The sequence below is a fragment of the Sediminibacillus albus genome, from assembly GCF_900101125.1.
Classification (GTDB): Bacteria; Bacillota; Bacilli; order Bacillales; family Amphibacillaceae; genus Sediminibacillus; species Sediminibacillus albus.
Window position 1 is genome coordinate 387,390 of the sequence record NZ_FNFL01000003.1, and the last position, 23,705, is coordinate 411,094.

19 protein-coding genes, 2 pseudogenes and 1 riboswitch are annotated in these 23,705 nt (G+C 41.6%); of the genes and pseudogenes, 11 read left to right on the plus strand and 10 right to left on the minus strand.

The window, feature by feature from the left end; translation table 11 throughout:
* Positions 1-203: 203 nt before the first annotated feature.
* Positions 204-380, minus strand: a complete 177-nt coding sequence (locus BLR93_RS17785; RefSeq protein ID WP_139184413.1) for an anti-repressor SinI family protein — start codon at positions 378-380, stop codon at positions 204-206.
* 29 nt (positions 381-409) lie between these two features.
* Positions 410-497: riboswitch (cyclic di-GMP riboswitch) on the minus strand.
* Positions 498-683: 186 nt separating this feature from the next.
* The gene (locus tag BLR93_RS10875) at positions 684-2,234 is read right to left on the minus strand and encodes an alpha/beta hydrolase (RefSeq protein WP_139184414.1); all 1,551 of its coding nucleotides are present in this window, start codon (positions 2,232-2,234) and stop codon (positions 684-686) included.
* A gap of 416 nt (positions 2,235-2,650) precedes the next feature.
* Here BLR93_RS10875 and BLR93_RS10880 point away from each other — a divergent pair.
* Positions 2,651-3,701: pseudogene (locus tag BLR93_RS10880) on the plus strand (IS1595 family transposase).
* Positions 3,702-3,745: 44 nt separating this feature from the next.
* Positions 3,746-3,925, plus strand: a complete 180-nt coding sequence (locus tag BLR93_RS10885; protein WP_093214276.1) for a hypothetical protein — start codon at positions 3,746-3,748, stop codon at positions 3,923-3,925.
* Between the two features lie 163 nt (positions 3,926-4,088).
* Here BLR93_RS10885 and BLR93_RS10890 read toward each other — a convergent pair whose 3' ends face one another.
* Positions 4,089-5,525, minus strand: coding sequence for a carbon starvation CstA family protein (locus tag BLR93_RS10890; protein ID WP_093214279.1), 1,437 nt, complete (start codon positions 5,523-5,525; stop codon positions 4,089-4,091).
* Between the two features lie 301 nt (positions 5,526-5,826).
* Between BLR93_RS10890 and BLR93_RS10895 the strand changes: the two genes are divergently transcribed.
* From BLR93_RS10895 to BLR93_RS10915, 5 genes are all read left to right on the plus strand, one after another.
* Positions 5,827-6,516: a response regulator transcription factor gene (locus BLR93_RS10895; RefSeq protein WP_093214281.1), complete on the plus strand. Its 690-nt coding sequence runs from the start codon at positions 5,827-5,829 to the stop codon at positions 6,514-6,516.
* Entirely contained in the window at positions 6,513-7,520 is a 1,008-nt protein-coding gene (locus BLR93_RS10900; protein ID WP_093214284.1) for a sensor histidine kinase, read from the plus strand. Before BLR93_RS10895 ends, BLR93_RS10900 begins: the two co-directional genes overlap by 4 nt.
* Positions 7,521-7,619: 99 nt before the next feature.
* Positions 7,620-8,381 (plus strand): ABC transporter ATP-binding protein, encoded by a 762-nt coding sequence (locus BLR93_RS10905; RefSeq protein ID WP_093214286.1) that lies wholly within the window; start codon positions 7,620-7,622, stop codon positions 8,379-8,381.
* Positions 8,371-10,317 carry an ABC transporter permease gene (locus BLR93_RS10910; RefSeq protein WP_093214289.1) on the plus strand — a complete coding sequence of 649 codons (1,947 nt, stop codon included), beginning with the start codon at positions 8,371-8,373 and terminating at the stop codon, positions 10,315-10,317. Before BLR93_RS10905 ends, BLR93_RS10910 begins: the two co-directional genes overlap by 11 nt.
* 183 nt (positions 10,318-10,500) lie before the next feature.
* Positions 10,501-10,950 carry a staygreen family protein gene (locus BLR93_RS10915; protein WP_093214291.1) on the plus strand — a complete coding sequence of 150 codons (450 nt, stop codon included), beginning with the start codon at positions 10,501-10,503 and terminating at the stop codon, positions 10,948-10,950.
* Positions 10,951-11,274: 324 nt separating this feature from the next.
* Here BLR93_RS10915 and BLR93_RS10920 read toward each other — a convergent pair whose 3' ends face one another.
* A complete protein-coding gene (locus BLR93_RS10920) occupies positions 11,275-12,780 on the minus strand; it encodes a malate:quinone oxidoreductase (protein WP_093214294.1) in 1,506 nt (501 codons plus the stop codon).
* Between the two features lie 452 nt (positions 12,781-13,232).
* A complete protein-coding gene (locus BLR93_RS10925) occupies positions 13,233-14,228 on the minus strand; it encodes an aldo/keto reductase (protein WP_093214296.1) in 996 nt (331 codons plus the stop codon).
* A gap of 244 nt (positions 14,229-14,472) precedes the next feature.
* On the opposite strand from BLR93_RS10925, the gene BLR93_RS10930 reads away from it, so the two are divergent.
* Entirely contained in the window at positions 14,473-15,009 is a 537-nt protein-coding gene (locus tag BLR93_RS10930) for a hypothetical protein (RefSeq protein ID WP_093214299.1), read from the plus strand.
* 144 nt (positions 15,010-15,153) lie between these two features.
* Here the strand turns inward: BLR93_RS10930 and BLR93_RS10935 are convergent, their stop codons facing one another.
* The 3 genes and pseudogenes from BLR93_RS10935 to BLR93_RS10945 form a co-directional block, all read right to left on the minus strand.
* Positions 15,154-17,085 carry a fructose-1,6-bisphosphatase gene (locus BLR93_RS10935; RefSeq protein WP_093214301.1) on the minus strand — a complete coding sequence of 644 codons (1,932 nt, stop codon included), beginning with the start codon at positions 17,083-17,085 and terminating at the stop codon, positions 15,154-15,156.
* The gene (locus BLR93_RS10940; protein ID WP_093214304.1) at positions 17,075-17,269 is read right to left on the minus strand and encodes a hypothetical protein; all 195 of its coding nucleotides are present in this window, start codon (positions 17,267-17,269) and stop codon (positions 17,075-17,077) included. The genes BLR93_RS10935 and BLR93_RS10940 overlap by 11 nt, the downstream gene beginning before the upstream one ends.
* A 78-nt stretch (positions 17,270-17,347) precedes the next feature.
* Positions 17,348-17,728, minus strand: a pseudogene (locus BLR93_RS10945) (S41 family peptidase); the annotation flags it as partial.
* A 329-nt stretch (positions 17,729-18,057) separates the two neighbouring features.
* Between BLR93_RS10945 and bla the strand changes: the two are divergent.
* From bla to blaI, 3 genes are all read left to right on the plus strand, one after another.
* Positions 18,058-18,957 carry a class A beta-lactamase gene (gene bla / locus BLR93_RS10950; protein WP_425440943.1) on the plus strand — a complete coding sequence of 300 codons (900 nt, stop codon included), beginning with the start codon at positions 18,058-18,060 and terminating at the stop codon, positions 18,955-18,957.
* A 209-nt stretch (positions 18,958-19,166) separates the two neighbouring features.
* Entirely contained in the window at positions 19,167-20,939 is a 1,773-nt protein-coding gene (locus BLR93_RS10955; protein WP_093214312.1) for a BlaR1 family beta-lactam sensor/signal transducer, read from the plus strand.
* Between the two features lie 22 nt (positions 20,940-20,961).
* Positions 20,962-21,345: a penicillinase repressor BlaI gene (blaI, locus tag BLR93_RS10960; RefSeq protein WP_093214314.1), complete on the plus strand. Its 384-nt coding sequence runs from the start codon at positions 20,962-20,964 to the stop codon at positions 21,343-21,345.
* Between the two features lie 162 nt (positions 21,346-21,507).
* Here the strand turns inward: blaI and BLR93_RS10965 are convergent, their stop codons facing one another.
* Entirely contained in the window at positions 21,508-21,942 is a 435-nt protein-coding gene (locus BLR93_RS10965) for a hypothetical protein (protein WP_245690121.1), read from the minus strand.
* Between the two features lie 31 nt (positions 21,943-21,973).
* Positions 21,974-23,683 carry a sodium:solute symporter family protein gene (locus tag BLR93_RS10970; RefSeq protein WP_093214317.1) on the minus strand — a complete coding sequence of 570 codons (1,710 nt, stop codon included), beginning with the start codon at positions 23,681-23,683 and terminating at the stop codon, positions 21,974-21,976.
* Positions 23,684-23,705 lie beyond the last annotated feature (22 nt).

Sequence of the window (23,705 nt, forward strand, 5' to 3'; positions counted from 1 at the left end):
CGAGAGCTGGAGGATGACGGTGTGATCTAAACCGCATTGTTTACAACCAAGTTCTAAGTGATTATGGGAGCCATTTTCTGCGTGAGATAGTCGCTGCCGAAGCGTTCCTTATCCTCAGAAGCACAAACGCCTTCTTCCGGTGTCATCAGACTCGTGCTGTTTTTGCAAGGGGATGTATGTTATGTCCCAACCTCTTTTTCTCACTAAAGTTTACCCCGGCTCTCTTCCAGCTCCATCAGCAACGTATAATATTTGATACTCGTCTGGATATGGCTTTGATTACTTAAAAACAGCTTTAACTCCTCCATTCCTATTCCTAATTCTTTCGCCTCCTCCATTAATTCCACCCACTCCTGATCAAGCTTTTTATAAGCATTCATGATAACTCCCCCTAAAATACAATTGTATTTCAGGCGACCCAGCCGTCATTATTGTATTCCAATATTAGACCTGTGGCTTTGCGTCCCTATTTTTCAATAGGTTTGCCTTTTTCTGAGTGTTTCTGAGACGCCAGAAAGAATGAGCCCATGCGTTGAAGATGAATCATCGTATGTATAATCATTTAATCCATCGTAACAAAGAAGCCATTACACCTTCATTACAGCACCCTCCTTTCGTTAGCATTAATGCAAAAATTGAAAATAAAAAAAGCTGCCAGAATGGCAGTTTCGAATTTTCTTTCTTTATATTTCTTTATTTTTATAGTTACTGCGCCGTTCTTTAAGCTCCAGCAATCGCTCGTAGATCAGTTCATTCTCTCCTCCGTTATATTCATAAGCAATTTCCAGATATTCCAATGCCGATTTTACATCGCTTTGTTTTTCATACATATCAGCTAGAAACAGGGACATTTCCCCCCACTGTTTTTCTATCCAATTTCTCAAATCGAGAAACCAGTCATCATACAATCCAGGCATCATGTTCGCTGTTCTCTCTGCAAGCAATTGTTTATACTTAGCAGTTTTCTGAACGCCTTCTGGCAGTCGATTGGTTATTTTTATAGCTTCTATGTGGCTATGTAAATCGGACAGTATTTTGGCTTGTAAAAAAACATGCTCCCTGTCAGTAATTAAAATTGGCGCCGCATAAGAATGATTATTTCTTTCCAATAAATGCTTTAAGTGATGCAAGGCAACCCGTAACCGGTTGCGGGCATTTTCCAGTTCCACCTCTGGCCAGAAAGTATCACACAGTTCTTCCCGGGTTACCGATTGCTGAATGGTTAAGTACACCAGTATTTGTTTAGCCTTTCTTTTTCCCCATCCTTCAAATATCCTGTTTCCATTTACATATACGGAAAAACCTTGCATGGTATTGACTAGCAGCTCATTGAGCCGTTGGGGTCGATCTGCAGCCTGCTCGATCATCCCCCTGATTTCCGAGTACATTTGGGAGGTCAGATGTTTTTGGTAATCGTAGTCAAGTAAGCTAATATCAGAAGATTTATCGTGGTGTTTTCGAATAAAATGATCGATCCAGTCTGCAGTCAGCTCGGGCTGGTCCATCTGTATCATAAAAGCTGCCTGTGGCACGGTATAACACCTGGCGTTCGGATTGAAGTTCAAGCTTGCACTGGAAAGTTCAGGCGGGAAAATGCTATCTTCTGATCCCGATAAAATCAGAATAGGCACATTAATTTTCCGCAGGTTTTCCACACCTGCTTCCCCAAACCCAGTATGAAATAATTCAAAGTACACGGTTGGGGAGACCTTCCGGTAGGCGTTTAACAGCACCGTTATTTTGGGGTCGCTAGGCAGATAGCAAACCTTATTAACGATTTCTTTTCCCATTGCCAGCATCGAAGTCTGCCCTTCTACCATGCGCTTTCGTTGTGTGGCAACTTTGTCACCCATTTGCTTGGGATAATGAATAGGTACACTGAACAAAATCAATGTCTTTAACGGCTGCGGCCGCCTACCTGCAATTTGAACGCCGACAAACCCACCGAGCCCCTGCCCGATCATATGATAGGCGTCAATCTTTAATTCAGCTATGAGAAAGGTTAGATCGTCGGTCAGCAAATCGATTGTTCTTTGCTCGCTGCCTGCATCACTATCCCCATGCCCGCGCAAGTCATAACGGAGAATATGATAATTCTTTTGAAAATAAGGAATGATAAAATCCCATGAATACATATCCAAACCGATTCCATGAATGAGAATCAACGTCTCTTTTGCCAGCGGATCTGCGGACACTATCCACTCGTAATGAATTTTAATAGAATCTCGATCCATCCAGGACAATCGACCACCCCCATTTTATAATAAATGAATAATTGAATTTATCCTCTAGGTAATTAGTTTCGCTAAAAGTTGACGATATCCTTTTACAAAGAAATCTACGTATCAAATAGCACTCGTTATGCATTCAAAGAATTACCGAAATAATTACACAACCCCTGAATAGAACACAAAGAAAATGAGACTCCTCTGCCTTTCATTACATGCCATTTTATGGTATGAACAGTTAGAGAATCAAAGAACCTTGATATCTCTTCGTATAAGTAGTAACAGATTGAAAGATTTAAAATCTAAATCCAAATCTAAATCCATCTATTTTGCTTTTTTAGTGGCTCTGTTAAAGCCTGTTGTTGATAATTGATTTAGAGGAACAAATGTTCTATAATTGAATTATCATATAAGGGTCGGTGATGAACGTGAGCGTAACAGCCATTCTTAAAGACATTCAAAAACTAAATCCCGCAGAGAAACATCGGTTGCGCGCGTATTTAATCGATGCCCTTACTGCGTCATCATCCACAGGAAATGTTCTTCAGGAGATAACGGAACGAAAAAATAAGAATGGCTATCACTGTCCGGATTGTGAATCGGAACATATTGTTCGATTCGGTAAATACTCCATAGTAGTCCATGGTGAAGAAGTGACGAAACAACGTTATCGCTGTAAAGCTTGTAAAGTGACTTTCACCGACCTCACAAATACGGCGCTGTATCGAACCCGTTACCTTAATAAGTGGATTAAATTTGTTGAATGAATAATCGAAGGATATTCTCTGCGAAAAGCTGCTAAATTGGTTGGGAATGTTACCCACGTGACCCTATTTTACTTGGAGACATAAGCTTCTGTCTTCATTGAGACAAATGGAAATATCGAACTTTGAAGGTATCATCGAAATGGACGAGACCTATTTCCTGTACTCAGTAAAAGGACAAAAAAAGGTTACAGGCAGAAAATCCCGCAAACGTGGAGGTTCCGCAAAGAAACGCGACATAAGCAATGAACAAGTATGTGTGTTGGTCGCAAGAGACCGTGAAAAGATGACTTTTTCGCAGGCTTTGGGAATGGGCCGGTTAACAAAAGAGCAATTGGATAAAGCTATCGGACATAAACTTTCAAGTAAGAATGTTTTATGCACCGATTCTTGGCGTCCCTTTAAAACATATGCCGCTGAAAAAGGTATGAACATTTATCAGTTCAAGTCTGATGGTAAAATCCGAACCAAAGGGCTTTATCATATTCAGAACGTCAATAGTTATCATCGCAGGTTAAAAGGCTGGATACAGCGATTTAACGGCGTAGCGACTAAGTATTTAAACAATTATCTTGCTTGGTTTCAAACGCTGGAAACTATCCAACATCAACGAAACGAAATCACGATGAATGACTTGGTTATTAAAGGAAATTTAATACAAAATGTGGAAACGTATGATACACTTAGGTTATCTAGATTCACGATATAAACACTGTTTCTTATTCAACAGATAGTTAAAAAAGGGGAGATTATTTGAATTCCAGATTGAAGTCGTTCCTTTCTGGTCTTGTGTGTGCACTTGTAGGGATTATGATTTTTAGTATCATAGAGAATGGAAAAATAGATTGGGATGCAATCGGTTTTCTATTGACTGCTATTTTCTTAGTATTATTTATTAGATTAGGCTTAAATTTATATAAAAAGAATGAATAATACTATTGAACAATATAGCGTTAATGAACCTATAATACTAAAGCAAAACTTCCATTAAATTGGGAGTTTTGCTTTTTCACTAAATATCAACACTAAACTTTAACAGAGCCTTTTTAGTAACAATGCCTTCCCTGCATTATCCGGGAAGGCATTGTTTTTATAACTAGGCAATATTGTATTGAGCGTCTTTCTGCTTGATGCTGCGGTATTTGATGATTTGGCCTGCGTACCAAAGGATCACTATGAAAGTCAGCGAGAAGCCGATGATGGCGGAAAGCTGATAATCAAGGTTCAAACCTTCTGGTGCATAGAAAATATACATACAGACGACGCCTGTCATGAAGACTGCTGGAATACCGCAAATCCAATGAAGCTTGAAATTCTTTAATAAATACAAGGTTGCTGTCCAAAGCATCACGGTTGCCACAACCTGGTTGGTCCAGCCTACGTATCTCCATAAAAATGTATAGTCTATTGTCGCCAGCAGGAAGGCCGGAATTGATACCGGTATGGTTACTAGCAGTACTTTTACTTTGCTGTCCATCTTATAAAACTTAGCCAATACATCGGTCAATATCATCCGTGAAGAACGGAGCGCTGTATCACCAGTAGTAATCGGAAGAATGATTACTCCAAAAATAGCCAGGATTCCCCCAAGCGTTCCTAACAACGAGGTGGAAATCTCGTTTACTACTCCAGAAGGACCGCCTGCCGCAAGTGCTTCCGCCAATCCAGCCGTTCCATTAAAGAAGGTCATGCCGGCAGCAGCCCAGATTAAGGCAATCACCCCTTCGATGATCATTGCTCCATAAAAAATCTTGCGCCCATCCGATTCCTTTTTCATCGTACAAGCGATGATTGGGCTTTGCGTACAATGAAAGCCAGAAATGGCCCCGCAGGAAATCGTCACCATCAATAACGGCCAAACCGGCAGGTCACCAGGGTGTAAATTGGCTACCGTCAGGTTCGGCATTGGCTTCCCTGAGAACAGGATGGCAACTGCTACAGCAATCGCCATGACCAGCAGGATTCCTCCAAGCAACGGATAAATACGGCCTATAATCCGGTTAACTGGAAGTACCGTGGCTAATAAAAAATAACTAAAAATAATGACTAAAGCTACCAAGAAACTTAGCGGTGTTATTTGTGAAATCAATTGGGCTGGTCCAGCCGTGAAGGCGGCAGCCACTAAAATCATTAATATGAGTGATAATCCATTAATAAACGTTTTCGCAGGCCTGCCCAGATACCGTCCTACCAATGTAGGGAATTGGGCTCCGCCATGGCGTAAAGACATCATTCCGGAAAAGTAATCATGGACTGCTCCGGCAAATATACTTCCGACCACAATCCAGATAAAAGCCACCGGCCCATAAAGAGCTCCGGCAACGGCTCCATATATCGGACCAAGTCCAGCAATATTTAATAATTGAATTAAATTCCCTTTCCACCAGCTCATCGGTACAAAATCCAGATTATCCCGCTTAGTATAAGCTGGGGTGGGGGTATCATCATCAATTACAAAGGTGCGTTCAACGAATTTGGCATAAAAAGTATAGCCTAGTACTAATAAAAGCAGTGCTGCGAAAAATGTTACCATGGTCCAACCTCCTGTTGAAAATCTAGTAGAGTATGAACATATTAACATTTTTATATAGAAAGTAAATACAATTTTCAGAAAAAAATCACTATTTTGTCGAATAAAGGGCTTTCATAGACATTCGCCTGGATGGAGGGCAAAAAATCCATTGATATTTCCTTCGGCTGTCCTCCGCTAGTCCCGTTTATCACAACCACTTCACCAAATATCCATTCCTTCTTTTACCAACATAGCAAGAATAATTACTGCAAATTTGCTATACTTTCCCTAGGTATTTAAAAATGAAGTGTGGTGAGCGTTTTTGTTTAAAATCCTGTTAATAGAAGATGATGCCTCCTTGTTTAATGAAATAAAGGATCGGTTAGCCCAGTGGTCGTATCACGTGGATGGGATTGACGATTATCAAAAAGTGATGGAAAAGTTTGCAAAAGTACGGCCGGATTTAGTAATTATAGATATTCAGCTGCCAAAGTTTGATGGATTCCACTGGTGCCGGATGATACGTGAGCACTCGAACGTTCCAATTATTTTTCTGTCCTCACGCGATCACCCGACAGATATGGTGATGTCCATGAACCTTGGCGCTGATGATTTCATCCAAAAGCCGTTTCATTTTGATGTGTTGATCGCTAAAATACAGGCGATTCTTCGCCGGGTCTACAATTACAATACAGAGGCAACAGAGTTGAAAACATGGCTGGGGGCAACTGTTGACTTTGAACGGAATCAGGTGGCCAATGAAGAAGGGACCATTGAATTAACAAAAAATGAAATGTACATTTTGCAATTACTGATTGAACGAAAAAATAAAATTGTCAGCCGGGAGAATTTAATCAACCGGCTATGGGATGACCAACGGTTTGTCAGCGACAATACACTGACAGTAAACGTTAACCGATTACGAAAAAGGCTCGGTGAGATTGGGTTAGGTGATGCAATCGAAACGAAGGTAGGCCAGGGATACGTGGCGAAAGAGCAGACTGAACAATGATCAGAAACTTTTTAAGGGAACGTTTAACCTGGGTCCTCCTGTTTCTGTTCCTGCAGCTGCTTGCCTTGTTGATCGGATACTTAGATTCGGATGTCCGCTTCTCTTCCATCCTGTACTATGTGTTTCTTTCTGTTGTTATTTTTACGATATTTTTGGTTGTCCGTTATCATCAGGAGACGAGTTTTTTCAGGGAGCTCGCCAATCGTGAATATGATTTAGACGCAACCAGCCTGCCGGAACCAAGCACGCCATTTGAGCGTCTCATTTTTGACAGCATCTTTGAACCGATTGAACAGTTGAAACGGGAAGCTTCGACTAACCAGCAGCTGCTGGAGCAGGAGAAGGATGAGCTTCTATCCTGGATCCATGAAGTGAAAACACCGCTGACAACCATGCATTTAATTATCGACCGGATGGATGATCAGCAGCTAAAAACCCAATTAACAAATGAGTGGCTGCGCATCCACTTGCTGTTGGATCAACAACTCCATCAAAAACGGATTCCTTTTATCGAAAACGATTTATATATGGAAAATATAGAGTTGGAACCACTCATGTTTAGCGAAATTAATGAACTAAGATCCTGGTGCATGCAAAAAAGGATCGGTATAGATGTCGACCTGGCTGTCAACAGTGTATTGAGTGATGCCAAATGGCTCTCATTTATTATTCGTCAGCTGTTGACCAATGCTGTAAAATATAGTGACATATCATCGGAAATTACCATTAAAAGCAGTCAGCAAAATGGACAGACGCTGCTTCAGATAACGGACACCGGGCGGGGAATCGATGCCAAGGATCTGCCGCGCATTTTTGATAAAGGCTTTACTTCAACAAGCCAACACGAAGACAACGCGGCAACAGGGATGGGGTTATATTTAGCAAAGATGGCAGCAGACTTCTTAAAGATCCATATTAAGGTTGACTCTGTACGTGGATCGGGCTCTAGCTTTATATTAACCTTTCCAGATCAGGATGAATTTGTGAAAATTCGGAGCATGTGACAAAAGTGTCACATGCTTTTGTCATTTGTTCGGACAATGAAAGGACTCATAGGATCGGATATTATAGAATAAACCTAACAACGCATTGGAGGGTAAGAAATGAATATATTGGAAGCAACTAAAATCCATAAAAGCTATGGCAATAAATTTACCAAACAGGAAGTATTGAGAGGCATTGATCTAAGCATTGAAACCGGGGAGTTCGTCACCATCATGGGGGCCTCTGGTTCCGGGAAAACCACACTGCTTAACGTCCTTTCATCCATTGACCGTGTCAGTCACGGCACGATTAAAATTAATGGAGAGGAAATCACCGGCAGAAAAGACAAGCAGCTGGCTGAGTTTAGAAAACACCACCTGGGATTTATTTTTCAGGAATACAATTTGCTTGATACATTAACTGCGAAGGAAAATATTCTTTTGCCGTTATCCATCTCGAAAGTGTCCAAACAAGAGGCCAATAAACGATTTAAGGGTGTAGCTGACGATTTGGGTATTACCGATATCCAGAACAAGTATCCAAATGAGATTTCCGGGGGGCAAAAGCAGCGTACTTCAGCGGCACGGGCGTTCATTCATGAACCAAGCATCATTTTTGCCGATGAACCGACCGGTGCACTGGATTCCAAATCGGCATCCGACTTACTAGCAAAAATGAGCGACTTGAACGAAAAACGAAAGGCAACGATTGTCATGGTAACCCACGACCCTGTAGCAGCCAGTTATAGCAGCCGCGTCGTATTCATCAAAGATGGCAGTATTTATACACAGTTGAACAAAGGCGATCAGACAAGGCAAACCTTCTTGAAAGATATTATGAAGACCCAAGGGGTATTAGGCGGGGTCCAATATGAACATTAATCAACTGATTTGGCGTAACTTGAAGAAGAATTTAAAAAACTACTACTTGTATGTGTTTGCCCTGATCTTCAGTGTGGCGCTCTATTTCGCATTTGTGACACTACAGTATGATCCAGCGATGGAAGAGGCAAAATCGGGAGTAAAAGGGGCAGCAGGGGTACGCGCAGCATCTGTCCTGCTGGTCGCGATTGTCTCGGTGTTTCTTTTATATGCCAACAATCTGTTCATCAAGCGGCGCAGCCAGGAAATCGGCTTGTTTCAACTAATTGGCATGACAAAGAACCGGATTTTTCGGATTCTCAGTATGGAGAACTTAACGATTTACTTTGGATCCTTGCTGATCGGCATTGCAGTCGGTTTTTCCATCTCAAAACTAATTACGATGAGCCTGTTCAAAATTACAGGAATCGAAGCAGTGGCCAACTTACACTTTTCTTCGCAAGCACTCGTACAAACCCTGCTCGTTTTCACCGCTATCTACCTATTGATCATGCTGATGAATTATCTATTTATCAGACGGCAGAGCATACTATCCTTGTTCCGTGTCACTTCGCGTACTGAAGGAAAAGTGAAAAGGATTTCCATCTTTGAGATTCTTATGGGCATCCTAGGAATTGGGTTAATCCTGGCCGGGTATTACGTTTCCTCCAAGCTGTTTGACGGGGATTTCAACTCAATCACAAAGTTGTACATGGTAATGATTTTCATCCTTGGTTCTGTCATCATCGGCACCTACTTCTTTTATAAAGGGTCTGTCCGATTCGTGGCTAATTTGATCCGTAAGAACAAAGGCGGTTATTTGAACATCAATGAAGTACTGTCCTTATCATCGATCATGTTTCGGATGAAATCAAATGCCATGCTGCTGACCATCATTACCACCGTATCAGCACTGGCAATTGGCTTGTTATCCTTAACGTATATTTCTTATTACTCAGCGGAGAAATCAGCTGAAACAATGTCTCCGGACGATTTTTCTTTGATCAGCCAAGATGATGCCGAGGCCTTTACAAAAAGGTTGGCCGAGAATGACATTGGTTTCAACGAGAAAACGACTGAAGTAGTAATAGCCGATGTGAATATTGAGGATATTACAGAGGCAAACTTAGACAACTTCAGCACGGATAATGGATTAATGACCGTACCAGTCATCAGTGATGAAGAGGTCGAGGAATTTGATTTGACGGAAAATGAAAGCCTGTTTACCGGATATAATGACGCCCTGCAGAAAATGATTGATCTTGATGGCCCTGGCAGCGTAACCTTTCATGGAAAAACGGAAGATATTTCGCTTCAGTATGCCGGCCTTGCCAAAGACAAAGTCATTTCCAACTATTTTACAGTCGGCGGGCTGCCAACCGCAGTTGTGGACAAAGCCATCTATCAGCGATTAAAAGATGATGCAAACCCAGAGATACAAACCGAATCTAAGCATTATATCGGAATAACCTTAAAAGATGAAGCAAAAATTGAGGAAGCAAATAACATTTTTCAAAGCATGAAAATGAGTGAAGAGTTCGGCAACTACTCTCTTTATCAATCTACACTTAACCAAAAACAAAACATGGGCCTAATCATGTTCATCGTCGGATTTTTAGGATTGACATTCCTAGTCACATCCGGCTGCATCCTATACTTTAAGCAAATGGGAGAAAGCGAGGAAGAAAAACCGAGCTATACGATTCTGCGCAAATTAGGCTTTACCCGAAAGGATTTAGCAAAGGGTATCCGCGGAAAACAGATATTCAACTTCGGTATTCCACTTGTCGTCGGTCTGCTTCACAGCTATTTTGCTGTTCAATCCGGCTGGTTCTTATTTGGTACCGAGCTTTGGACACCGATGTTTATCGTCATGGGGCTGTACACGGCACTCTATTCAATATTCGGATTCCTTTCGTTCCTCTATTACAAAAAAATCATTCGTGAGTCTTTGTGAATATAAGCCCTGATCCCACTGGATCAGGGCTTTTTCTTTATCATGTTCAACTGCAAAGAAAAAATCATTCGTTGTTACTTACTCCTATTTGGCAACCCAAACCTCCTGAACTGCTAGGCAATAATATTTTAATCCTTGCATAAGCATAAGGTAAAGCAATAAAACCCAAGGATGTGAAGGATAATGAGTCACTTAAACCCCGAAAAGTTATCCGTAGAGTTCAGAGGTGGCATCACACCCACAAGTCCCTTCTTCCCTCGCCATTACACCCTGACCCACTCGGATAGTACCGCTGAACTTTTTGTCACCATTGCACGGAGTTTTGCCTGGGATAAGATCAACCCTTTGCGAGACGAAGTAATGGGCAAATGGATAAAATGCAACAACTCCTTTGCCTTCCATGCTTTTGTTCAGGTTGACGGGCCAGATGCCCAAATATCGGCAACTGTGCGGGACGAGATATTCCGGAGAGAACTTCCACTGGCCTTAAAGGCAATCCGTTATGCAGATCACACTTTTTTTGCAATCCATCCTAGTCTTGATAATTTTCCTATTATAATAGATTTTGTCTCCTCGGACCCCCGTTTTCGGAGGAGGGAAAATTGGGGCACCTTTAAGGACTATACCTCATAGTCCTTTCTTTAAGAATAGAATAATCACCTAGAGTATTATCAAACTGTATTTATTGCTCCTTTTCACGAATACTAAAAACCATTCCGAGATAAAGGACAGCGCATAAAGTTCCCATTAGATAAAAAAGAGTGAAGCCGGAAAATAGCGATGTAATTATCCCAATTAACACGCTAATCAGTAGTCCCACAGAGATCCTCTTCGTGCAGGTGTATCGTATCCTATGTGAAATAATTTTCCTCTTCGCTGTCGCTTAAAAATGATTTCCTATATAAAAAAGGCATAAATAGACCGTAACGGTTATTTACGCCTTCTTTTATCTATCAATTATTTCGAATGAGTATACTCCGGTTCTGCTAAGCCAAGCGTCCGTCCTGTTGAGGTGTGAATGTCGCGTACTAGCTCTGGATTTTCCATTAGCGACTCGCCATAGGAAGGGATCATTTCTTTTATTTTTGGTTCCCATTCTTTTAGATGCTGCGGGAAGCATCTTTCCATTACCTCAAGCATGACGGATACGGCGGTAGAAGCTCCCGGCGAGGCACCAAGCAAGGCAGCTATCGAGCCGTCTGCTGCGCTGACTACTTCCGTGCCAAATTGAAGTGTTCCTTTACCGCCATCCTCCGTATCCTTAATCACTTGGACACGCTGACCAGCAGTTACTAAATTCCAATCCTCGCTTTTGGCGTTAGGGATAAATTCACGTAACTCTTCCATACGTTTTTCTTTGGATAAGATAACCTGTTCAATCAGGTATTTTGTCAAAGAAACGTTTTTCACCCCTGCCGCCACCATGGTAGCAAGGTTATCCTGTTTTACGGACGTTAACAGATCAAGCATGGAACCCGTTTTTAAGAACTTTGGCGAAAAGCCGGCAAACGGTCCAAATAACAGGGACTTTTTATTATCGATAAACCGTGTATCCAGATGCGGCACAGACATTGGCGGAGCACCAACCTTCGCTTTTCCATACACCTTCGCATGGTGCTGCGCGATAACCTCCGGATTATCACATACCATAAATAATCCGCTTACAGGGAAACCACCAATATGTTTTGATTCAGGTATGCCGGTTTTTTGCAGCAAATGAAGACTTCCGCCTCCTCCGCCGATAAAGACAAAGTTTGCGGTATGGTATTCAATTTTTCCGTTCTTGTTATCGTGAACTTTTACTTCCCACGTACCGTCACTCGTTTGCTTAATATCTTCCACACTATGCTTATAGTTTATTTCAAGGCCTTTACCTTCCAAATGATCAAACATTTTGCGGGTTAACGTGCCAAAATTGACATCTGTACCCGTATCGATTTTCGTTGCGGCGATTGGCTCATCCATCGCCCGTTCTTCCATGATAAGCGGAATCCATTTTCTCAATTGTTCTGGATCATCCGAAAATTCCATTCCCTCAAACAAAGGATTGTCTGCCATCGTTTTAAAACGCTTTCTTAAAAACTCCACGTTTCGCTCCCCATGGACAAGACTCATGTGGGGCAAGGGCATGATAAATTCCTGCGGATTTTGTATCCGGTTGTGATTTACCAGATAAGACCAAAATTGTTTGGAAACCTGAAACTGTTCATTCACTTTTATCGCTTTCGAAATATCGATCGAGCCATCCGGGTTTTCATGCGTATAGTTCAGCTCACACAGCGCAGAATGTCCCGTTCCCGCATTATTCCATACGTTCGAACTTTCCTCTCCTGCCCTATCAAGCTTTTCAAACACGCGAATATTCCATTCCGGCACTAATTCTTTCAGTAATGAACCCAGTGTCGCACTCATGATTCCTGCACCTATTAAGATAACATCGGCTTTCGTATATGTTTTGCTCATTTTACCTTCAAACTCCCTAACGTTTTGCTAAAGATGTAGTTACTTCTACGAAGGCGTTTCCAATAGCAATGTCCGTTCCGACAAAGTTCCACATCTTTTCCAAATATTTTTATCCTATATCTAGTTTATCACTATTATCAAAAGATTAAAATATTCATTGCTAGTATAAGGCATTTTATGAAGATGGGGGGGTTTTTCGTGATTATAGATATTACTGAAGAAATAATACGTAGTGAGGAAGAGCTTGTTGTGCTGGCCACTAAATAATGGAGGATGAATTGCTTTTTGTTATGATGGACTTAAATCTAAACTTGCAGTCTCCTGAATTTCAAATGGTTCTCGCCATCAAGCTATCTTCCTGTCCTTTCTGGAGCTGAATAAAAAAAGGAAGGAAACCACTCTCATGGCTCCTTCCCCGTTAAAATTACTTTTCACGGCGAGCTAATTGTCACCTATTTTGAATGAATAGGTAAGGGGGCGTTCTCGGCAATAAAGCCTTTTTCCACTAATTCATTCCAGAATTGTTTCGGAATGTCTCTTTGAATCATCTCGATGTCTTCTATGATTCTCCCTGGATGGGTAGATCCAGGAATCACCGCTTTGACAGCAGGATGAGCAGTCGAGAACTGCAGAGCTGCCGCCTTTAATGGAACATCGTATTTCCCACCGATTTTATTTAGCTGGTTTACTCTATCCAGAATCTCGGGACCGGCTTTCTCGTAGTTATAATGGTCGCCGCCAAGCAATACCCCAGAATTATAAGGACTTCCCACCACAATATCGATGCCTTTCTTTTCAGCGGTCGGCATCATCCGCTGCAATGCGTGCTCATGCTGCAAAAGGGTGTACTGCGTTGCCGACAGACAAACATCCGGCTGGGTTTCCTCCAGCATCATTGCCAATTCGATCGGCTCTGTCGTATTAACCCCAAGTCCCCAGGACCGGATAACGCCTTCTTCCCGCAGACGGGTCAGCACACGAAAGGCACCTTTTCTGGCTTCTTCAAACTTCGCAGTCCATTCTTCTCCGTGAAAGTCAGGAGAAACGTCGTGAACAAACACCATATCCAAACGATCGGTCTTCAACCGTTCCAGACTCTGTTCGATTGACCGCTCTGTTGCATCCTCGGTATAGTCGGTAATCACTTTATTGTTACGGGCATACTGGAACAGCCCTTCTTTCTCTTCTTTCTCATCGAGGACATAGCGACCGACTTTGGTACTTATCACATAATCATCCCGATTATACTTGGACAACACTTCCCCGACACGCATCTCCGCTAGGCCGGCACCATAGAAAGGCGCTGTATCAAAGTAGCGTACACCTTGGTCCCAAGCGGTTTGAATAGTAGTTTGCGCTTCATCTTCCGGAACCTCCCGGAACATATTTCCCAAAGGAGCAGTGCCCAGCCCAACTTTATGGTTTAATGCTTCTTCTAGTGATTTCATGGATTCTTTTCCTCCTTTGTTCAAACCATTTTCTATCATTGTATATCCGGGTACAGGAAAAATAAAACAATTGATACAACATTGCTTTTCAGAACGTATCTCTATAACTTTTTAGTTTTGAACGTTAATCTTGATTCATTTTATGAAAAACCCCTTCTAGATTAAAGGGTCTCCTCATAGTTTCTAGAATAAATGTATAATAAGGTAATTCTCCAATTTGATTATTTCATTTGGGAGGTGTCTTGTGAAAGTAATAATTCTTTTATTATCGATGTTTTCGATAGTATGGTTGATTGCTTGTACTGACACTAACAATACAGCGATAGAGGAAAGTGCAAACCAAGATGGTGAAAATCAAGAAAAAACAGAGAAGGTTAACTACGAAATTCCAGAGAGAGACAATTGGACGCTATCCTCAAAATTTGAACATACAGTTGAACCGGAAAGTGGCGAAGGACATACTTACGAGATTGTAGGAAATAAAAACACTTTAGGATTCACCGGTCCTTTTCCAATTGTATCCAAACAGCCACAAAAATATATGTGGTTTTATTTTGGAAAAGAAAATATATATGATATACCAGTAGAAGTAAAAGCTATAAAAAAAGGGACTGACAAGGTTGTTAATATAGACTCCGGAACCTTTTTTGAGGGCGCAGAGGTAAGCCCTAATAGTGTCAATATGCCGTCTCATCTAAGATTTCCATCAGCCGGCGTTTGGAAATTGCTTATATATATCGACAAAAAGCATTTTGAGAGTATCGTAGTACATGTTGAATAAGGAGAAGGAATCACTAATAAAGAGCTTAATTTATTTTTAGAAGGTTTAAAGCAAACCTAGTAAAATCATTTTACTAGGCTTTTCTTGTAGTATTCATTCTCATGCTAAATAAGATCCCCTTAAAAAGGGGGATCTTAAGTATGTTTATTTCAAATATCGGTATTCCAACAAGTCGTTCAGAATAGAAACTTCCTGTAATAACTCCTCGCCGATATTGGTTTCCCGGACCTTCTTCCTTTCCAGTTCTTTATCGACTAGTCTTTTTACGGATAGTACATCCATTCCATTCTGCAAGATTTCTTCTTTGGAATTAAAATGTTCGTGGGCGACGAGCTGCATGCCGTAGGAATTGTATAATAACGTATAACCGGCAATTCCGGTTGTTGGTTGATAAGCCTTGGAGAATCCCCCATCTATCACAACCATCTTTCCATTTGCTTTAATCGGGTTCTCTCCTTCAATTTCTTTTACTGGTGTATGGCCATTGATGATATGCCCCTGATCTGGATCCATAGCAAACTCTTCCAGGATTTTTCGGCAGATTTCTTCCTGTTCGCGTAAATAATAATAAGGATTCTTTCGCTCCTTATGTGTTTTTTTATCTTTGATGAAATACCTTTCGAAGGTTGTCATCTCTCTTTTGCCAAATAAAGACGAATTTTCTCCGGTCCATAAATACCAGACCATGTCTGTTGCCAGGTCATCTGTATCTTCTGGATGAGCGAAGGCATAGCGTAAATAGTATTCAAAAAGATCAAATAGCTCTCGACCTTTATAGCTCTTCCCTTCGACCACCATGCTTTCCATATTGCCTTCTTCATCCAGTGGAATACAACCATGGATTAACAAGTTGCCGTTATACTTCAAATAAAGACTGCCCTTTTTCATCAGGAACTTCATATGTCTGGCCAGCTTTTCCGAATGCTGGACAGAAAACAGGAGCCTGTCCATCACTTCTGCTTCTTCCTCCAGCAATTGTTCTGGCTGGTCCGGATTAACCGTTGCAAAGCACGGGTTCTCGATTTGATAGGTTTTGCCATGAACCGTCACTTCATTATTGTCATAATCAATTTTTTCAAGCAGCAGCCGATCAGACATATTGAAATTTGGACGCCTTTTGATAATCGGGCTTTCGAGCTTGAACTGAATCATCGCGATCGCCTGGTGGATTTTTGTAATCTGCCATTGTTCATAATCGGACAGCTTTTCATCCGACTGTTTCTTTGGTCTGAAAGCTGGATTGTCTCCGTAGTATTTTTCGGCTAGATTAAGAAGCGGCCGTAGATTGATTCCATAAGCATCTTCAATGATATCCAAATTGTTATAGCGGGCACAAATCCGGATGATATTGGCGAGACAAACCTTTGACCCGGCATATGCACCAAGCCATAACACATCATGATTGCCCCATTGAATATCAACGGAATGGTAATTGATCAGCGTCTCCATGATTTTATCCGGCTCCGGTCCCCGGTCGTAGATATCCCCTACGACATGAAGGTGATCGACAACCAGTTTTTGCGTCGTATAAGCAAGTCCGATAATCAGCTTATCCGCCTGTCCGAGAGCGATAATTTGCTGGACGATCTTTGTATAATATTCTTTCTTGTTAGTGAATTCATCTGTTTTGTACAACAGTTCTTCTATAATGTAAACGAATTGTTTTGGCAATGCCTTCCTCAGCTTGGATCGAGTGTATTTGGAGGAAGCATAGGAAATAAGCTTGATCATCCGCTCGATCATTTGCGTGTACCATTCATTTAATTCTTGTGTACTATTGAAGTTGTTTTTTATAAGCTGAATTTTTTCTTCTGGGTAATATACTAATGTCGCAAATTCAGTGATCTCTTCCTCCGATAACTTCTCTGCAAACAGGTCGCTTATTTTTTCTTTCACTTTGCCCGAGCCATTTCTTAACACGTGCTGAAAGGCTTGATATTCCCCGTGTAGATCACTGACAAAGTGCTCTGTCCCCTTGGGGAGATTAAGGATAGCCTCGAGGTTAATAATTTCCGTCACTACTTTTTCTTCGCTATCATATTTCTGGGCTAGTAAATCTAAGTACCTAGTGTTCAAACCGAACGATTCCCCTTTCGATGCTCCGCCTTACGTTTGATATATAAGCAGCCATTGTGTTTTTGCATTCAAGTCCTTTCATCTTTTTCTCCATATACCATTGGATTTCCTGCATGGCTTTGGGATGAAAAATATCCCAAAAAGAGAAGGAAAGTGCACCGTTATGTCTTGGACTCCAAAACATTAACTTTGCACTCCCTCTAGGTGGTACTTTCCCTTGTAAATACCCATTGTCATCTATTACTAATCAGCCCTTAACTAATCATCGGCTACATGCAGCCCGGTAAAATGAAATTACTCCCTTTAAAGATAAATGGTTAATAGCCCTTTTTAGATCAACATCCTCCTTGATATGCTTTGGAGTACAAGGCACGTAAATATCCGGTTTTATCCCGATTCCACTCATCCCGTCCCCTTCATCAACTCTAGATAATTTAGACGTTGGATACCATAATTCAAATTTATCTGCCCAGCTCCTTACAGCTATATTCGCATAATCATTTAAACCTATTGGTCTTCCTATTACCGTAACCATAGAGGAGTTTTTACACACCTCCACAAATGAATCACCCGAACTTCCACAATATACATCCGTTAACAAAATGATCTTGTCGGGACCAGGTTCTGTATTTATCACCAAACTGTCCTCCGTTTCGCCAAATTCAAGCTCAACAAAACTTCTCCCCCTATTACTTTCCAGTTCCCCGATTATGGAGTTTATCTGATTTAAAGTGGTCGAATTATGGTTGGAGGCAGCAACATGTTTTAGTAATTTAATGCGGAGATTGACATCTCGATTAGTTTATTTTAGGGTTGACATTCCTTAGATTACATATGTAGTATTGTATTACAGATGTAATCTATAGGATAGGAGGGATAAATGCTTAATGTAACGTTGACCCGTTGTGAAGTATTTTACTTTGACAGAAAGAAGGAATCATGATGAGAAAAACAACCCGGAACAAGTTCAGGATGATGAAATTCACACTATACATAGCATTGCTATGTATAGCAATGCTTGCGGCATGTTCAAACGCAGAAAATAAAACAGATGCCTCAACCAATGAAAAAAAGAAATCGGAGAAAACCATCGATTTAGATGAAGAATTCTCCCAAATCGAGGAAGCGTTTGACGCCCGACTGGGGGTCTATGCAATTGATACGGGCACGAATCAAAGCGTCAAATACAATCCGGACGAACGTTTCGCCTACTCCTCCACCTTCAAATTACTTGCCTCAGCATTCTTGCTGAAGCAAAACGATCTCAAAGATCTTGAGAAGGTCGTGACCTTCGTTAAGGATGACTTGGTTACCTATTCTCCTGTTACGGAGAAACATGTGGATACTGGCATGACCCTTTTAGAAATAAGCGAGGCGGCTATTCGAAAAAGCGATAACACTGCCGGCAATTTGTTACTCAATGCTCTTGGTGGTCCTGAGAACTATAAGCAAGCCTTGCGTGAAATCGGCGATGATGTTACACAGCCCGAGCGGTACGAAACTGAATTAAATGAATTCTCACCAGGGAATAAACGTGATACCAGCACACCCAGAGCCTTGGCCAACAATCTGAGAAAAGTCGTACTTGGTGATTTCCTTCCGCGTGAGAAACAAGAGTTACTTATCGATTGGATGAAAGGAAATGCAACAGGCGACGCACTAATACGTGCAGGCAAACCGGAAGGGTGGACAGTCGGGGACAAAAGCGGGGCGGGAAGTTACGGCACAAGAAATGATATTGCCATTGTATGGCCACCAGGGAGAGAACCCATCGTCATAGCAGTAATGTCCCGGCATAAGACAAAGGATGCAAAGTATGACGATGAACTAGTTGCAAGGGCAGCTGAAGTCACACTAAACGCTTTTAAGTAAAAGGAGCACACATGTCGGACAGAACTGGCATGTGTGTAACTTTCTTTGTTCCGCTTTGTTGGCCGTTTCTAACATACCCTGTCATTCTTGTACTTATTTTTCTTTATCAAAAATAGTATACTATTTATCATACTGCAGAGGTTGCCTGCCTTGTTTATCCTTCTAACAACAACATGGACAAATCGATTCCGGATAAGGAGATGAATAGAATGCCGGACTTCCACCTGGCTGTATGCATGTTTGTATCGACTTTCGTGGTCATTGCCATCGTACTGATCCGGAAGATTTTTCAGAACCAGTTATCATCCAAATGGCAATACAATTTATGGTTTATTTTGCTGACTTCGCTAACACTTCCCTTTCTCCCTGCGAATTTATTGAACATTGGATCTTCGTTCGTGTGGAATCGCAACCAAAATAACAATCTATCACCGGCCAATACCTCCACAGAGAATCTCATAACGGAAAACGGAAGAGATTGGGCGCACGATTTTTCCATTTCCGTCAATCGGTTTGACGTGACATGGCTAAATCAAATCCTGACTATTGCCTGGGTTGCTGGCATTCTTGTTATGGTTGCTCTGAACCTGCATGCATGGTTGAAACTGAACCAAGTCAAAAAGTCTTCCAGGCCGATGACGAATCAGGAAGTACTCACTATATTCGATAAATGTAGGCAACACCTGCATATTTCGCAAAAAACTGTACTGGCGGATTCACCGCTAGTAAATTCGCCGATGACGTTTGGTATTTTCAAAACCTACATCATACTGCCCTGTGATGCAAAAGCATGGCTATCCGAGGATGAACTGACATACATTTTTCTTCATGAATTACATCATGTGAAATATAAAGACATTGCGACGAATTACTTGATTGTCCTGTTCCAAATGTTGTATTGGTATAATCCGCTAATTTGGATGGCTTTCCGAAAAATGCGGTTAGACCGGGAAATCGCCTGTGACAGTGCCGTCTTAAAAACACTCGATCAAGACAATTATGCAGCATATGGAGACACCATCATCAAGTTCGCGGAGAAGTCCATTTCTGCAAGCCGGTTTGCCATGGTCAACCAGCTCGCCAGTTCCAAGCAGCACTTAAAAGAAAGGATTGTGCGGATTGCTGCCTTTAAAACAGAATCCAGACTGTTAAAAATAAAAAGCATTCTGATTTTCAGCATACTCGCAACAGTGGTCGTTTGCCAGATACCAGTTGTTTCGGCCATGTCTCACGGAGAGGATCGAGTTGATTTTAAAAATAAACAGACAGTATATGAGGATTTAAACGGTTTTTTCGATGGGTATGATGGCAGCTTCGTCCTTTACGATTTGCAGAAAGCACAATACCATATCTATAATAAAGAGAAAAGTGTGTTAAGGGTTTCGCCAAACTCCACATACAAAATTTACGATGCGTTATTTGCACTCGACTCCGGTGTCATTACACCCGGGCAGACTTCCTTGGAGTGGGACGGCACACCGTATCCATATAAAGCCTGGAACCAAAATCAAAATCTATCTACTGCGATGGAAAACTCCGTATCTTGGTATTTCCAAGAGCTGGACAAAAAGATACAAAGGCATCATATCCAAGCCTATCTTCAAAAGATCCAATACGGAAATCAAAATTTATCCGGTGGAATGGAAACATACTGGCTGGAATCTTCGTTAAAAATATCACCAATTGAACAGGTGCAAACACTAAAAGACTTTTATACAAACCAATTTAAGTTCAAGGAGAAGCATGTTCAATTCGTTAAGAAATCCATTAAGCTGGAGTCAAAAGACCATGCAGCACTATATGGAAAAACCGGCACAGGCACGGTCAACGGAAAAAACGTGAACGGCTGGTTCATCGGATATGTAGAAACGAAAAACAACACTTATTTCTTTGCAACCAATATTGAAAACAACCATCACGCAAATGGCAGTATAGCTGCTGAGATAACAAAATCCATTTTAAGAGACAAAGATATTTACTAAAAAGGCAAGGGCAGGGATTCACATGAAAAATGAGATACCCAGCATTTCAGAGTCGGAATGGGAAGTGTTGAAAGTGCTTTGGAATAAAGCGCCGCAAACAGCGAATGAAATCATTTCCTCTTTGCCGGTCCAAACAACCTGGAAGCCGAAAACAGTGCGCACACTGTTAGATCGACTAACCAAAAAAGAGGTCATCGGCGTTAACAAGGACCAGCGAGTCTATACATTTTATCCACTTTATTCTCAAAACGAATGCCAGCGAGCTAAAACAGAATCTTTTGTGAAACGATTTTACGACGGGACATTAAAATCGATGCTCGTTCAGTTTATGGAGGACGAGGAATTGTCCGATGAGGATATTAAAGAACTTCGGTCAATTTTGGATAGTAAGCAGGACAGACAATAAGACTCTGCAAAGATCCTTTGAATGTTTCTAGTTTAAGGTTCTGAGAAAGCTTGGTTTAGCTGTATGTTGGGTTTGAAGCATCCAGCTATTTTCAGCAGAAGAGATATTTGATATTAAAAAAGCATCGGCAGATGACTGCCGATGCTTTTTTCTATAACCTGTTCAGCTATACTCCTCAGTCACTGTTCTTCTGATAAAATGACCAGACCCAAGCCATGCTGACAGAGCGAAAATCAGATAAATAGCTTGTGTTGCTTGAGCACCCTGTAAGAGCACCTGTAGTCCCATTCCAAGTCCAAGTGCCGGTATCACCACCAGGAAGGTGCGAAAGATACGTTCAAAACCTTTGTGAGAAGGCAGTGGCCAGATACGCGAAAAAGCGATTCCTAGTACGACACCCCATACGGTAACCACAAAAAGTTGGATGAGAACCAGTGGGGTTGGAAACGGCCATTCCAATGCGTAAGAGCCTATCAGGTAAAACAGCTCCAAAAATAGAGTGATGCCAATTGTTTTGCGAAAGGTTTGCAGCCCCATCCAAGGATGAAACCATACGAGCACTGTTGCCGAAATGGCGATAATATTTATTAGATCCAACGTATCCGCCTCCTTCTCGCCAATTGGCTAACTACTTATCTTCTGTCGTTGCTGCAGCTTCAAGCTCACTGTCAATTTCAGGCGCGCGGACATTTTCTATCAGCTGCTGAATTTCAACTGGCGGTTCTGGCGTATTTCGCGATACGACAAAACTAACAATGAAATTTAAAGCCATTCCTATAACCCCGACACCTTGCGCATTTATGCCAAAGAAGCTATTCAAGATGGCTCCATCTGTTCCAAAAATAGATTCCGAAAGAATAAGCCCAATCATCAGAAGTGTAAATATCAAGCCTGTAAGTATCCCGGCAATGGCGCCTTCTTTATTCATTCGCTTATCAAATATTCCAAGTAAGATGACCGGGAAGAGACTCGCTGCACCTAAACCGAATGCTAAGGCAACTACTTCCCCAGCGAATCCCGGAGGGTTGATGCCAACATATGCAGCAATAAACAGAGCAACCAATAATGTGATACGACCAACTCGTAACCTTTGCCGTTCAGAAGCCTCTTTATTAAATATCCGGTAATAGATATCATGAGAGACCGCACTCGACATCGTAATCAATAACCCCGAAGCAGTCGAAAGCGCTGCCGCTAAACCACCAGTTGCAACCAGTGCAATGATAAACGGAGCTAAGTTAGCAACTTCAGGAGTGGAAAGGACAATAATATCACCGTCAATGACAACTTCATTGCCTGCTTCTCCTTCTGAAAAATTAACGATTCCATCGCCATTGAGATCATTAAATTGTAATAATCCCGTTGTTTCCCATTTTTTTACCCATTCGATATTTTGTACTTCTTCCAGCGGTTGATCTGCAATTGTATTAATGAGATTGTACTTTGCAAACGCGCCAACTGCAGGAGCAGTTAAATAAAGCAAGGCAATAAATATGATCGCCCATACCGCTGACCAGCGAGCAGCCCGGACATTTTTAACGGTATAGAAACGGACAATGACATGTGGCAGCCCTGCCGTCCCGGCCATTAACGCCAACGTGATCATGAATACATTAAGCATCGATAGATCCGTGAACGGCGCCATGTATTCGGTCATACCTAGATCAACTTGAATGGAAGTCAATCGATCGACAATATCACTGCCAGTAAGCGCAAGCTGTGGAACTGGATTTCCTGTTAACTGAAGCGAAATAGCAATTGCGGGGATTAAAAAGGCGATAATAATGACAAAATATTGGGTAGCTTGCGTCCAAGTGATCCCTTTCATGCCTCCTAGAAGGGCGAAAAAACCAACAATTGCCATTCCAATCAAAACACCAATAATGATATCTACTTGCAAATAGCGGCTAAAGACAATTCCAACTCCGCGCATTTGTCCAGATATATAGGTCAAAGAAATAAAAATCGTCGCTATTGCTGCAACCGTACGAGCAGAATTGGAATAAAACCGGTCCCCGATAAAATCAGGCACGGTGAATTTTCCGAACTTCCTTAAATATGGTGCTAATAATAAGGCTAACAGCACATATCCACCAGTCCATCCCATCAAGTAGATGGTTCCATCATATCCTAAAAAAGCAACGAGTCCTGCCATGGAAATAAACGATGCGGCGGACATCCAATCTGCAGCAATAGCCGCTCCGTTCGCAACCGTGGGGACATTTTGTCCTGCTACATAAAAACTAGATGTATCCTTTACCCTTGACCACCAGCCAATCCCTGTATAGAGACCAAACGTAATCAGAACCATGATGATGGTAATTGCTTCTACACTCAATGCCATACCTCCCTACGTCCAT

Coding starts and splice junctions, on each gene's coding strand:
- BLR93_RS10890 (WP_093214279.1), bottom strand. CDS start 5,525: ATGGTAACATTTTTCGCAGCACTGCTTTTATTAGTACTAGGCTATACT.
- BLR93_RS10910 (WP_093214289.1), top strand. CDS start 8,371: ATGAACATTAATCAACTGATTTGGCGTAACTTGAAGAAGAATTTAAAA.
- BLR93_RS10940 (WP_093214304.1), bottom strand. CDS start 17,269: ATGTTTTGGAGTCCAAGACATAACGGTGCACTTTCCTTCTCTTTTTGG.
- blaI (WP_093214314.1), top strand. CDS start 20,962: ATGAAAAATGAGATACCCAGCATTTCAGAGTCGGAATGGGAAGTGTTG.
- BLR93_RS10900 (WP_093214284.1), top strand. CDS start 6,513: ATGATCAGAAACTTTTTAAGGGAACGTTTAACCTGGGTCCTCCTGTTT.
- BLR93_RS10925 (WP_093214296.1), bottom strand. CDS start 14,228: ATGAAATCACTAGAAGAAGCATTAAACCATAAAGTTGGGCTGGGCACT.
- BLR93_RS17785 (WP_139184413.1), bottom strand. CDS start 380: ATGAATGCTTATAAAAAGCTTGATCAGGAGTGGGTGGAATTAATGGAG.
- BLR93_RS10905 (WP_093214286.1), top strand. CDS start 7,620: ATGAATATATTGGAAGCAACTAAAATCCATAAAAGCTATGGCAATAAA.
- BLR93_RS10955 (WP_093214312.1), top strand. CDS start 19,167: ATGCCGGACTTCCACCTGGCTGTATGCATGTTTGTATCGACTTTCGTG.
- bla (WP_425440943.1), top strand. CDS start 18,058: ATGATGAAATTCACACTATACATAGCATTGCTATGTATAGCAATGCTT.
- BLR93_RS10875 (WP_139184414.1), bottom strand. CDS start 2,234: ATGGATCGAGATTCTATTAAAATTCATTACGAGTGGATAGTGTCCGCA.
- BLR93_RS10920 (WP_093214294.1), bottom strand. CDS start 12,780: ATGAGCAAAACATATACGAAAGCCGATGTTATCTTAATAGGTGCAGGA.
- BLR93_RS10915 (WP_093214291.1), top strand. CDS start 10,501: ATGAGTCACTTAAACCCCGAAAAGTTATCCGTAGAGTTCAGAGGTGGC.